General features: G+C 71.7%; 11 protein-coding genes and 2 pseudogenes. 2 read left to right on the top strand and 11 right to left on the bottom strand.

The features are described 5' to 3' along the window. Nucleotides 1-66: 66 nt before the first annotated feature. The 4 genes from ACWD01_RS18175 to ggt form a co-directional block, all read right to left on the bottom strand. A complete protein-coding gene (locus tag ACWD01_RS18175; RefSeq protein WP_451162911.1) occupies nt 67-447 on the bottom strand; it encodes a PPOX class F420-dependent oxidoreductase in 381 nt (126 codons plus the stop codon). Nucleotides 448-477: 30 nt separating this feature from the next. Next, nucleotides 478-753 carry a helix-turn-helix domain-containing protein gene (locus ACWD01_RS18170; protein ID WP_451162909.1) on the bottom strand — a complete coding sequence of 92 codons (276 nt, stop codon included), beginning with the start codon at nt 751-753 and terminating at the stop codon, nt 478-480. A 62-nt stretch (nt 754-815) separates the two neighbouring features. Next, nucleotides 816-1,562 carry a glycoside hydrolase family 75 protein gene (locus tag ACWD01_RS18165; RefSeq protein ID WP_451162907.1) on the bottom strand — a complete coding sequence of 249 codons (747 nt, stop codon included), beginning with the start codon at nt 1,560-1,562 and terminating at the stop codon, nt 816-818. 106 nt (nt 1,563-1,668) lie between these two features. After that, entirely contained in the window at nt 1,669-3,501 is a 1,833-nt protein-coding gene (ggt, locus tag ACWD01_RS18160; RefSeq protein WP_451162905.1) for a gamma-glutamyltransferase, read from the bottom strand. A gap of 115 nt (nt 3,502-3,616) precedes the next feature. On the opposite strand from ggt, the gene ACWD01_RS18155 reads away from it, so the two are divergent. Then, nucleotides 3,617-4,360 carry a hypothetical protein gene (locus ACWD01_RS18155; protein ID WP_451162903.1) on the top strand — a complete coding sequence of 248 codons (744 nt, stop codon included), beginning with the start codon at nt 3,617-3,619 and terminating at the stop codon, nt 4,358-4,360. 9 nt (nt 4,361-4,369) lie between these two features. Here the strand turns inward: ACWD01_RS18155 and ACWD01_RS18150 are convergent. After that, nucleotides 4,370-4,583, bottom strand: a pseudogene (locus ACWD01_RS18150) (cytochrome P450); the annotation flags it as partial. A gap of 164 nt (nt 4,584-4,747) precedes the next feature. Then, nucleotides 4,748-4,867 (bottom strand): annotated as a pseudogene (locus ACWD01_RS18145) (RNA-guided endonuclease TnpB family protein); the annotation flags it as partial. 367 nt (nt 4,868-5,234) lie between these two features. Here ACWD01_RS18145 and ACWD01_RS18140 point away from each other — a divergent pair. Continuing rightward, complete coding sequence (locus ACWD01_RS18140) at nt 5,235-6,854, top strand: CocE/NonD family hydrolase (protein ID WP_451162901.1); 1,620 nt, start codon at nt 5,235-5,237, stop codon at nt 6,852-6,854. A gap of 107 nt (nt 6,855-6,961) precedes the next feature. On the opposite strand, the gene ACWD01_RS18135 is transcribed toward ACWD01_RS18140, so the two are convergent. The 5 genes from ACWD01_RS18135 to pcaDC form a co-directional block, all read right to left on the bottom strand. After that, on the bottom strand, nt 6,962-7,705 hold the full coding sequence (locus ACWD01_RS18135; protein ID WP_451162899.1) for an amino acid ABC transporter ATP-binding protein: 744 nt from the start codon (nt 7,703-7,705) through the stop codon (nt 6,962-6,964). Nucleotides 7,706-7,890: 185 nt separating this feature from the next. Continuing rightward, nucleotides 7,891-8,340 (bottom strand): DUF6278 family protein, encoded by a 450-nt coding sequence (locus ACWD01_RS18130; protein ID WP_451162897.1) that lies wholly within the window; start codon nt 8,338-8,340, stop codon nt 7,891-7,893. Nucleotides 8,341-8,398: 58 nt separating this feature from the next. Next, complete coding sequence (locus ACWD01_RS18125) at nt 8,399-9,178, bottom strand: exodeoxyribonuclease III (RefSeq protein ID WP_451162895.1); 780 nt, start codon at nt 9,176-9,178, stop codon at nt 8,399-8,401. Nucleotides 9,179-9,230: 52 nt separating this feature from the next. After that, the gene (locus ACWD01_RS18120) at nt 9,231-9,863 is read right to left on the bottom strand and encodes an MBL fold metallo-hydrolase (protein ID WP_451162893.1); all 633 of its coding nucleotides are present in this window, start codon (nt 9,861-9,863) and stop codon (nt 9,231-9,233) included. Nucleotides 9,864-9,875: 12 nt separating this feature from the next. Further along, on the bottom strand, nt 9,876-11,153 hold the full coding sequence (gene pcaDC / locus ACWD01_RS18115; RefSeq protein ID WP_451162891.1) for a bifunctional 3-oxoadipate enol-lactonase/4-carboxymuconolactone decarboxylase PcaDC: 1,278 nt from the start codon (nt 11,151-11,153) through the stop codon (nt 9,876-9,878). Nucleotides 11,154-11,364 lie beyond the last annotated feature (211 nt).

The raw sequence follows: 11,364 nt of genomic DNA, 5'->3' as shown, positions 1-11,364 counted from the left end.
CTCCGCTCCGAGGGCACCGCAGGCATTCGACCGCAGGCGTGTTACGGGACGGCTACCGTCCCGTTTTCAGAACGTGACTGCGATGCCGGTGTGCGGACGCCTGCCGAGGCGCGCAACGGTCGCCGGCCAGTCGACGGCCCGGAACTGCCAGGTGTACTTACGGGCCAGCAGCTTGCGCACCGCGCCGGTTCCGGCGGCGTCGAGCAGCCGGGCGGTGCCCTCCGCGGTCGGCGCGCCCTCCTCGACGTTGCCGCGCGCGTCGCAGACAGTGACGACGACCCGGCTGTCGTTGCGCAGGCGCTTGACCTTCCACGAGTCGGTCCGGGTCCACACGAACAACTCGCCGTCGTCGACGGCGAACCACACGGGCGTGGCGACGCCGGTCCCGTTCCTACGGAAGGTGGTGACGCTGACATACCTGGCGCTGGCGAACTTCTCGGCACTCACGCCCGCGAGACTACGCCGGGCCGGCCGGCCTCACGCCACCGCCTCCACCGGGCCCTGCGCCTCCGCCGGCGCACAGCGCACGACGAGTTCGTCCATGGACAGGCCGATCGCCGCGGCCAGCGCGGCGACCGTGAAGAAGGCGGGCGTCGGGGCCCGGCCCGTCTCGATCTTGCGGAGGGTCTCCGCGGAGAGTCCGGCGGCCGCGGCGACCTCGACCATGCTGCGGTCCCCGCGGGCCTCGCGCAGCAGCCGGCCGAGCCGTTCGCCGCGTTCGCGCTCTTCGGGGGTCAGAGGGGTACGGACCATACCGGCATTCTAATGCCGGTACGGAAATACCGGCAGTACGGTGGCCGGCGGCCCGCCGATCCTCAGCGCCCCTCGGCCCCCTCGGCCCCTTCCGCACCGGCCAGGAAGCGCCGCACCAGCTCCTCGCCCAGCTCCACCGCCGACGCGTGGCTCTCGATCGGCGACACCTTCGAGTCCTTGAAGACGATGTACGTGACCCCCGAGGGGACGCCGCCGGTCGCCGGGTCCGGATCGATCCCGAGCGCCTGCGCCGCCGCGTACGACGCCTCTCCGATGATCCCGCTGGGCCCGGTGTCGCCGACCACCCCGTACACCATCCTGCCCTCGTAGATCATCACGGCGGCCGACCCGCCGCGGATGCCCGACGACCGGTAGTCCCAGATCCCGCTGGGGACCGGCACGACGACGAACGGCAGCTGCTCAGCGTTCAGATATCTGCCGTCGGACCCGGCGAAGGCCGTGGTCGGCTGGTACGAGGGGTCGGTGTCGCGGTTGCACCGCGCCGTGCGCCGGCCGTCGCAGTCGATGTCCATGTCCGCCTTCCAGAACACGGCCCCGCCGTGCTCGCAGACCGGAATGTTCGCGGGCCTGCCCCGGTCGGTGGCGTACTTGCCGTTCGAGACCTGGTTGCAGTGGCCCAACTCGGCGAGCAGCGCGGCCGCGTCGGCGCCCGCCTCCGGTGCCGCACGCCGGCTGCCGGGGGCGGGCGGCGGCGGGACGGTCGTGGGCTGCGCGGCCGCGGGCAGTGCCGCCGTCGAGAGCAGGGCGGAGCCGGCAGCCAGGGTGAGAGCGATGTTCCGAAAGCGCACGGGGGAACCTTTCTGTCGAAAGGCTCCCTACCCCTGCGCGTCCGCACCCCCTCCCCCGCACGGCCGGACGGGTTACCCGCCGCTCGGCCGTCCAGGGCCGTCCAGGTCAGCGGCCGGGGCGTACCACCATCGCGGAACCGCCGCCGCGCCGCTGCTTCTCAGCCGCCGCGAGCCATCGGCCGTCGGGCAGCCGCTGGACGGCGGTGGCCGCGCCGATCTCCTCGATGAGCCGGAACTCGTGCCCGATCGCCTCGAGCCGTGCCCGCAAGGGGCTGTTCCACAGGCCCGGTTCGAGCTGGGTCGTCGTCTGGTTGCGCTGGCTGGCCCGCGGTGCCGCGATCGCGTCCACCAGGGGCAGCCCCCGGTCCAGATGCCCCGTCAGCGTCTGGAGGACGGTGGTGATGATGGTCGCCCCGCCGGGCGAGCCGAGCGCCAGCACGGGGCGGCCGTGGTGGTCGAGCACGATCGTCGGGGCCATCGAGGAACGCGGCCGCTTGCCGGGGCCCGGCAGATTCGGGTCGTGGACCGCGGGGTCGGCGGGCGCGAAGGAGAAGTCGGTCAGCTCGTTGTTGAGCAGGAAACCGCGCCCGGGCACGGTGATGCCGCTGCCGCCGGTCTGCTCGATGGTCAGGGTGTAGGCGACGACGTTGCCCCACTTGTCGGCGGTCGTCAGATGGGTGGTGTCCTCGCCCTCGTACGTCGTCGGCGCGGCCCGCCCCGACGTCCCGCAGCGCTCGGGCCGGTTCGGGTCGCCCGGCGCCAGCGGGCTGGTGAGCACGGCGTCGTCCTTGATCAGGCACTCGCGCGAGTCGGCGAAGCGCTGTGACAGCAGGCCCCACGTCGGCACGTCCTCGAACGCCGGGTCGCCGACCCACCGTCCGCGGTCCGCGAAGGCGATCCGGCTGGCCTCGATGAACCGGTGCAGATACCGCTCCTGCGAGGCGTGCGAGAGGTCCGTGCGCTCCAGGATGTTGAGCGCCTCGCCGACGGTCGTGCCGCCGGAGGAGGACGGCGGCATTCCGTACACGTTCAGGCCGCGGTACGAGACCTTGGACGGGGTGCGCCGCACCGTCTCGTACGCCCGGAGGTCACCCTCCGTCAGGTCGCCGGGGCGTACGTTCCGGGTGGCGTCCTCGGCGACGGGCGGGGTGCGCACGGTGCGGACGATGTCCCGGGCGAGGCCGCCCTCGTAGAGCGCGTCCGTGCCGTTGCGGGCGAGTTCCTGGTAGGTGCGGGCCAGGTCGGGGTTCTTGATGACGGAGCCGACGACCGGGAGCCGCCCGCCGGGCAGGAACAGCTCCGCGGACGCCGGGAAGTCGCGGAAACGCTCCTCGTTGGCGGCGGTCTGCGCCCGGAAGGTGGCGTCGACGGTGAAGCCCTGCCGGGCCAGCCGCTGGGCCGGCTTCAGCAGTTCGCCGAGCGGCCGGCTGCCCCAGGAGTCGAGCGCGGCGTCCCAGGTGGCGGCGGTGCCGGGGGTGCCGACACCGAGGCCGCTGGTCACGGCCTCGGCGAACGGGACCGGTTCGCCGTTCTCGAGGAAGAGCGAGGCGTCGGCGGAACGGGGCGCGGTCTCCCGGCCGTCGATGGTGTGCACGGCGCGGGTCCTGGCGTCGTAGTGGACGAAGTAGCCGCCCCCGCCGATGCCCGCGGAGTACGGCTCCGTCACGCCGAGCGCCGCGGCGGTCGCCACGGCCGCGTCCACCGCGTTGCCTCCCTTGCGCAGCACCTCGATGCCCGCCGCGGACGCGTCCGCGTCGACGCTCGCGACCGCGCCGCCGTGGCCGACGGCGACCGGCGTCTTGGCGGGCGGCGCCGGCGGCGCGGCGGTGCGGGGCGTGGGCGGGGCCGCGTGGGGCGTGGGCGGGGCGGCCACGCCGATCGATACGACGGCCGCGGCAAGGGCCACGACCGTCATGTTCCGTGCGGCGGAGCGACGCATTCGTACCTCCAGTCAGCCGGTGTCGGCGCAGCGTAACCGTCCGGCGGCGCCGCCGACAGCACCGGCACGGACCGGACTCGAACAACCTTGCACCGCACCGATAGCATGCGCGCCCATGACTGACGACGTACGCAACATCGTGCTCGGCATAGTGGCAGCGGGAATCAGTGCGACGTTCGGTTGGCTCTCCCGCACCTACCTCTGGCGCCGCCGACTGCGGCGCAAGCAGGCGTTCTTCGGGCTGCCGGGGAACTCGGAGTCGCTCCTCGTCGTCAACCGGGAGGCCGGACGGGACGGTTCCGTGCACCGTTTCGACGTGTTCGCGCTCATCGAACTGTCCGCGCTGATCAAGGGCTGCGGAGCGAATGCGCAGATCGTCTGGCACGACCTCGCGCAGCAGGGCTTCGGGGAGCGCACCGAGTTCTGCGTGGGCGGGCCGTTCTCGAATCGCCGGATGGCCGCTCATCTGCTGAGCATGCTCCCCGGCGTGAAGGTGAACACCGACACCGAACCGGGCCCGGACCAGGGCGCGTTCCAGATCGGTTCGGAGCGCTACCGCATGGAGCCGGGCATGGCGGAGTACGTGCTGCTGGCGCGGCTGACCGCCGGTCAGGAGGCCCGGCCGGTCTTCCTGTTCTGCGGGCAGCGCGCCATCACCAACCAGGCGGCCACCCGTTATCTGGCCCGGCACCACGAGAAGCTGGCCCGCAAGCACGGCAACGGGTCCTTCTGCCTGCTGCTGAAGGTGGTCAACTCGGCGGCGTACGGCCCCGATGTGGTCGAGCTGGTGGCCGACGTGACGCGGCAGGCGCAGACGGCGGTCCCGGCGGCGCGCGCCTCGCACCGGGCGGCGACCTGACCGGCCGCGTCAATCGCACCGCAGCGGCAGGGACTTGATCCCGTTGATGAAGTTGGACGAGTCGGCGGGGCGGCGCGGCCGGTGTGTACGGGGGCAGGACGGTGCGCGCCTCCTCGTGCAGGATGCGCAGCTGGAGGTGGGCGAAGTGCGCCCCCAGGCAGATGTGCGGTCCGTCCCCGAAGGAGACGTGCGGGTTGGGCGTGCGGTACAGGTCCAAGCGGTGAGAGCGAGTCTCGGCCGAGCCGGTCGGCGAGCGTGATGACGTCGGCGGCCCCCTCGGGGGTCGTGTACGGGCCCTTCGCGTCGCACGCCTCAACGTAGCCGCGCAGGCAGGTCGACGAACGCGTAGTTGAATCCTCCCCTCCCTGATAGGAGGGGATTCCTGGCTCAGGCCGCCTCCTGGAGCTGCGCTCCAGGAGGTCTTGTGCCATCGGCGCCAGCCGGGTTGAGACCAGCCCGGACGAGCATCACGCGTGCGGAGTTCTTGTCCCGAGGGGACACGGCTCCGCCTCCCCGCAAGAAACAGGTGAAGCTCTGCCCGTCAAGGTCGGGGCGGACGGTGTCGTAGGCGGAGCGGTCGGCGAACCAGCCGTGCACCACGAGCACCCGGTGCTCGCCGGAGCCGTGCAGGGAGTGGGGCAGCAGGAAGGGGGCCACGGCGTCTCCGTTCACCGGCTCATACGGACGTCACCACAGTGCTGCCGGCGGCGGCCGCGGACAAGCCCTCGATCGGTGGATTGATTTTTCCGTACGCCAACTGACACGACGTCCAACAATTGTTACGCTGGCGTAACTTACCGGGGAGTTACCTCCAGTAGCACTTCACCCTTACCGTCGGGTCACTTCATTGGGACGGATGAGTCAGGAGTGACCCGTGGGACTTCCCCGCAAGGTTCTGCGCACCACCGCCATCGGCACTGTCTCGGCAGCGCTGCTCGCCGGTTCCGCCACCGCCGCGCCCGCGGCGCTCCCGGCCGCCCCGGCCCAAGTCCAGGCCCCGCTCCAGCAGGAGACGGACGGCAGCACCGCCTCCCCCGACATCCGGTTCGTCGACATCGAGGGCCACGGCGGCACGGTGCTGAAAGCCAACGTCGTCACGCCCGCGGGCGCGGCCGGCGGCGGGACGTACCCCGTCGTCGTGCTGCCCACCAGCTGGGCGATGCCGCAGATCGAGTACCTCGCGCAGGCCCAGAAGCTCGCCGCCTCCGGGTATGTGGTGGTGAGTTACAACTCCCGCGGCTTCTGGCAGTCGGGCGGCGAGATCGAGACCGCAGGCCCGCCCGACATCGCCGACGCCTCCAGAGTGATCGACTGGGCGCTGGCCAACACCCCCGCCGATCCCGGCCGGGTCGGCATGGCCGGCGTCTCCTACGGGGCCGGCATCAGCCTGCTCGCCGCCGCGAAGGACGAGCGGATCAAGGCCGTCGTCGCGCTCAGCGGCTGGGCCGATCTCATCGACTCCATCTACAGCGGCCGCACCCAGCATCTGCAGGCCGCCGCGATGCTCAGCGGCGCCGGATACCTCACCGGCCGCCCCAGCGCCGAACTCCAGCAGATCATGTCCGACTTCCTGACCTCGAACCTGGCCAGGGAGCAGCAGATGATCGAGTGGGGACGCAAGCGCTCCCCCGCCGCGTATCTCGACGAGATCAACGCCAACGGCGCCGCGATCATGCTCGGCAACGCCTGGGGCGACTCGCTCTTCCCGCCCAACCAGTACGCCGACTTCTATGAGCGGCTCGACGTCCCCAAGCGGCTCGAGTTCCGCCCCGGCGACCATGCGACCGCCGAGGCCACCGGCCTGCTCGGCCTGCCCAACGACACCTGGCACAGCGCCCAGCGGTGGCTCGACCACCATCTGAAGGGCGCCGGCAACGGCGTGGACCGCGAGCAGCCGGTGCGGATCAAGACCCGCTCCACCGGCGCGTACGAGACGTACCCGGACTGGAAGTCGGTGGGCGCCGACCGGCACAAGATCGAACTGGGTGGCGCCAAGAGGATCTGGGCCAACGTCGATTCGGGGGCGAACGGCGGGACCATCTTCCTGTCCAGCCTGCTCGACCAGTTCGCACAGCTGCCCCCGACTGCGTCGATCCCGCTGCTGCCGCGGTCGTTCGCCGCCGTATGGCAGTCGGAGCGCTACCAGGCCGGGCAGCAGGTCCGCGGGACGGCCGAGCTGCACACCACGGCCACCAGTACCAAGGAGAGCGGCACCCTCGTCGCATACCTCTACGACGTGGGCCCGCTCGGCCTCGGCAAGCTGGTCTCCCATGCGCCGTACACCTTCCACGGCAAGGAGCCCGGCCGGCCGTTCGCCGTGGACCTGGAGTTGTTCTCCACCGCCTACGACGTACCGGCCGGCCACCGTCTCGCCGTGGTCGTCGACACCGTCGACCCGCTCTACATCGAGCACAACCCGAGCGGCGCGCAGCTGACCTTCTCCTCGCCCGCGGCCGACCCTTCGTATCTGTCGGTCCCGCTGCGCCAGGAGTGATCACCGGCTGCTGCCGGCCGGCCCCGTGCTCGCACGGGGAGTGGGTGGTGCTCCATGATCCACTGGGCTGTCCCGTGCGCGCCCGCCGGCGCCGGGACGGCCGGGGGTCAGTGCTTGAGAATCTTGGAGAGGAAGTCCTTGGCCCGGTCGGTCTGCGGGTCGGTGAAGAAGTCGTCCGGCCGGCGGTCCTCGATAATGCGGCCGTCGGACATGAAGACGACGCGGTTGGCCGCGGAGCGGGCGAAGCCCATCTCGTGGGTGACGACGACCATCGTCATGCCCTCGGCCGCGAGCTGCTGCATCACCTCCAGCACCTCGTTGATCATCTCCGGGTCGAGGGCGGAGGTCGGCTCGTCGAAGAGCATGACCTTGGGGTCCATGGCCAGGGCGCGGGCGATGGCCACGCGCTGCTGCTGGCCTCCGGAGAGCTGGGCGGGGAACTTCGCGGCCTGGTCGGCCAGTCCGACCCGGTCGAGCAGTTCGCGGGAGCGTCGCTCCGCGTCCTCCTTCCTGATGCCCCGGACCTTCACGGGGCCCAGCGAGACGTTCGCCAGGACGGTCTTGTGCGCGAAGAGATTGAAGGACTGGAAGACCATGCCGACGTCGGCGCGGAGCTTCGCCAGGGCCTTGCCCTCCGCCGGGAGGGGCTGCCCGTCGATCGTGATGCGGCCGGACTCGATGGTCTCGAGTCGGTTCATGGCCCGGCACAGTGTCGACTTCCCGGAGCCGGAGGGTCCGATGACCACCACCACCTCCCCGCGGCCGACGGTGAGGTTGATGTCCTGGAGAACGTGTAACTGCCCGAAGTGCTTGTTCACCTCACGCAGTTCGATCAACGGATCGACGGCCATACGCTGCCCTGCCCACTCGTCGATGTGTGTCGCGGTCAGCGCAAACTATCCAGCCCGCCAAAGAGCTTCGCAGCCGACACGCATGAAGTCGGCATAAGCCGTACTAATACGGAAGCCGGTCGAGCGGCGTCGGGCACGGCCGTACGCACCCCGGCGCCGGGGGCGAACCAGGATCCGTGACGCCCCTACGCCTCGGCCGCCTCGCCGTAGACCTGGGAGAGCTCCGGCGCCCCGTTGAACGCCCACTCCACGCCCGCCTCGACCACGCTGATCTCCCGGCCGGACGCCAGCCGCACGACCGGGTGGCCGCCCGGCCAGATGTGCCAGGCCGCGCCGGGAACGGTGCGCACGATCACCGTGCCGAGGTAGAGGCCCGCGTCGTTGCCCAGCCAGGGCAGCTCCTCCGGGTCGTCGCGCCAGCGCGGCGGGAGCTGGTCCAGCGCGGTCAACGAGCCCGGGGAGTCGTCCAGTTCCAGTCCGGCCTGGGCCGCTCTGGCGCGCAGCAGCTCGCACTCGGACAGCAGCTCGGTGATGGCCGCCGCGCGCTCGGGGTCGTGCACGGTGGCAGCCGCCTCTGCGCCCTTGTCCCGTTCGCCGTTGCGTCCCAGCCAATGGTCCAAGAAAGGGATGTTCATACTGCAAAGACTCCCATCCGGACACCCGGGCGCACCACAGGGCGCGCGCCGGTGAACCTCAGGCGTCCAGGTCGACGACGACCGGTGCGTGGTCGGAGGCCCCCTTGCCCTTGCGCTCCTCCCGGTCGACATAGCTGTCCTTGACCGCCTTGGTGAAGGGCTCGTTGCCGTACACCAGGTCGATGCGCATGCCGCGGTTCTTGGGGAAGCACAGCTGGCGGTAGTCCCAGTACGTGAACGGGTGCTCGTACTTCAGCGGACGCGGCACCACGTCGGCCAGGCCCCGCGCCCGCAGCGTCTCCAGGGCGGCCCGCTCGGCGGGGGTCACATGCGTCATGCCCTCGAAGAAGGACGGGTCCCACACGTCGTCGTCGCTCGGCGCGATGTTGAAGTCGCCGAGCACGGCGAACGGCCGTCCGGCCGCCGCGTCCCCGGTCACCGCGACGGACAGGGCCGCCAGCCAGCGCAGCTTGTAGTCGTAGTGGTCGTGAGCGACTTCGCGGCCGTTGGGCACGTAGACCGACCAGAGGCGGACCGGGCCGCAGGTCGCCGAGATCGCCCTCGGCTCCTGCAGCCCCCCGTAGTCGGGGCCGCCGGGCAGGCCGCGGACGACGTCCTCGAGGCCCACCCTGGAGACGAGCGCCACCCCGTTCCACCGGCCGTCGGCGTGGACCGCGGACTCGTAGCCGAGCTCGCGCAGCTCCGCGGCGGGGAACTGCTCCTCGGTGCACTTGGTCTCCTGGAGGCAGAGCACATCGGTGCCGCTGCTCTCCAGCCAGGCCAGCAGCCGGGGCAGCCGGGCGGTGATCGAGTTGACGTTCCACGTGGCGATACGCATGGGTCAAAGCGTAACGGCGGGGTACGACAGTCACGGCCGGCCCGCCGCGGCCTCACACGTCGAGCGACTCGCCGGGTGCCAGCCGGCCGTGCTCCGCGCCGCCGAGCTCGCCGATCTGCCGGTCGTAGATCGGCCGCGCCAGCTCGGTCAGCAGCGCGTCGTGCACGTCGACGGCGCGGCGCGGCCGCACCTCGCGTACGTAGTCGATCACCTCGGAGATCTTGTTCCAGGGGGCGTGCACCGGCAGCATCAGTGTGTCCACCGCGTGGTCGGGCACGGTGAGCGCGTCGCCCGGGTGGAAGACGGCGCCGTCCACCAGATACCCGACGTTGGTGATCCGCGGGATGTCCGGGTGGATCACCGCGTGCAGCTCGCCGTGCACCTGGACCTCGAAGCCGGCCGCCGTGAACGTGTCGCCGTGACCCACGGTGTGGACGCGCCCCGGGAAGGCCGCCGAGAGCTGCTGCGCGACGCTGCGCAGCGTCCACAGCGCGGCGCCGGGGTTCGCCTCCAGCGCCGCGCGCAGTCTGCCCTCGTCGAAGTGGTCGGGGTGCTCGTGCGTGACGAGTACGGCGTCGGCCCCCAGGGCGGCCTCCGGTTCGCTGAAACCGCCGGGGTCGATCACCAGACGCCGCCCGTCCTTCGCGAGCTGCACGCAGGCATGGGTCTTCTTGGTGAGCCTCATGCCGCCATCCTGCTACGCCCGGGGCGTCGTCTCCTGCTGTATCACGCTCTGCGCCACCCTGAAGGCCGCGTTCGCCGCGGGGACGCCGCAGTACAGGGCGGTGTGGATCAGGACCTCCCGGATCTCCACCGGGGTCAGCCCGTTGCGCAGCGCCGCGCGGGTGTGGACGGCCAGCTCCTCCAGGTGTCCGCCCGCGACCAGCGCGGCCAGCGTCACACAGCTGCGGGTGCGCCGGTCCAGGCCCTCGCGGGTCCACACCTCGCCCCAGGCGTAGCGGGTGATCAGCTCCTGGAAGTCGCCGGTGAAGTCGTCGCCGTCGGCCATGAGCGCGTCCACGTGCGCGTCGCCGAGCACCTCGCGGCGCACCTTCATCCCGGCCTGGTACGGGTCGGGCCGGCCGGACCCGGTGGCGTGCGGCTGCTCGGGCGCGGGCGGGGCGATCTCGGCGACCGGCGCGACGGGCGCTGAGGTGACGGGCGCGGCCGGTACGGGGACGGCGGCGAGGGTGTCGTGCCAGGCGGTGGCGAAGTGGTGGGCGAGCAGGTCCGTGACGGCGGCGGGCTGCTCGACCGGCGCCAGATGGGAGGCGCCGGGCACCAGCGCCAGCCGGGCGTCCGGTATCCCGGCGACCAGCGTGCGGGCCTCCGCCGGTCCGGTCACCTGGTCCTCGGACCCGACCACGACGAGCGTGGGGGCGCCGATCCGGGCGAGCTCCGCACGGGCGTCGAAGGCGGCGAGGGCCTCGCAGGCGGCGATGTAGCAGCCCGGGTCGGTGGTGCGGACCATCTGGACGGCCCATTCGACGATGGCGGGCTGCGCGGCGGCGAAGGCCGCGGTGAACCAGCGCTCGGGCGCGCTGTGGGCCATCGGGTCCAGCCCGTTGGTGCGTACCACGACGCCGCGCTGGCGGAACTCGTCGGCGGTGCCGAACCGCGGGGAGGCGGCGACGAGCGCCAGGGTCGCCACGCGGTGCGGATGGCGCAGCGCGAGTTCGATGCCGACGGCGCCGCCGATCGAGCAGCCCGCGTAGCCGAACCGCTGCACGCCCAACTGGTCCAGGGTCGCGAGCAGCCGCTCCGCGAGCTCGCCGACTGAGGTGGCGGGGTGCGCCGGTGCGCCGCCGTGGCCGGGCAGGTCGTACCGGACGACCCGCCACCGTCCGGAGAGCTCGGCGATCTGCCGGTCCCACATGTGCCATGTGGTACCCAGTGAGGGACCCAGGATCAGGACAGGGGCGTCTTCCGGCCCGTCAACGCGGTATTGCAGGGTGTTCGGTGGTGTCTCGCTCACGCCCCAGACCCTCTCACGTCTCACGAAATCTCACACAGCCCGGGGAAGCCGGCGCCCGATGCACCCGCGGCTCGACTCGTCGGGCACTGCCGACGGCCTCGTCGATCGAGTCCTAGTACTGCAACGGTCTTTTGCGTGACGGTGGGGCAGTTTCTGGTGGTGTGTGGCCTCGTCGCTTGTAGTGGCTGATACGGGCTTGGTGTTGTCGTCC

Source organism: Streptomyces sp. NPDC002835 (assembly GCF_053591995.1).
Note: the sequence above shows the minus strand (reverse complement) of the source record. Positions and strands in the feature narration are given on the sequence as shown.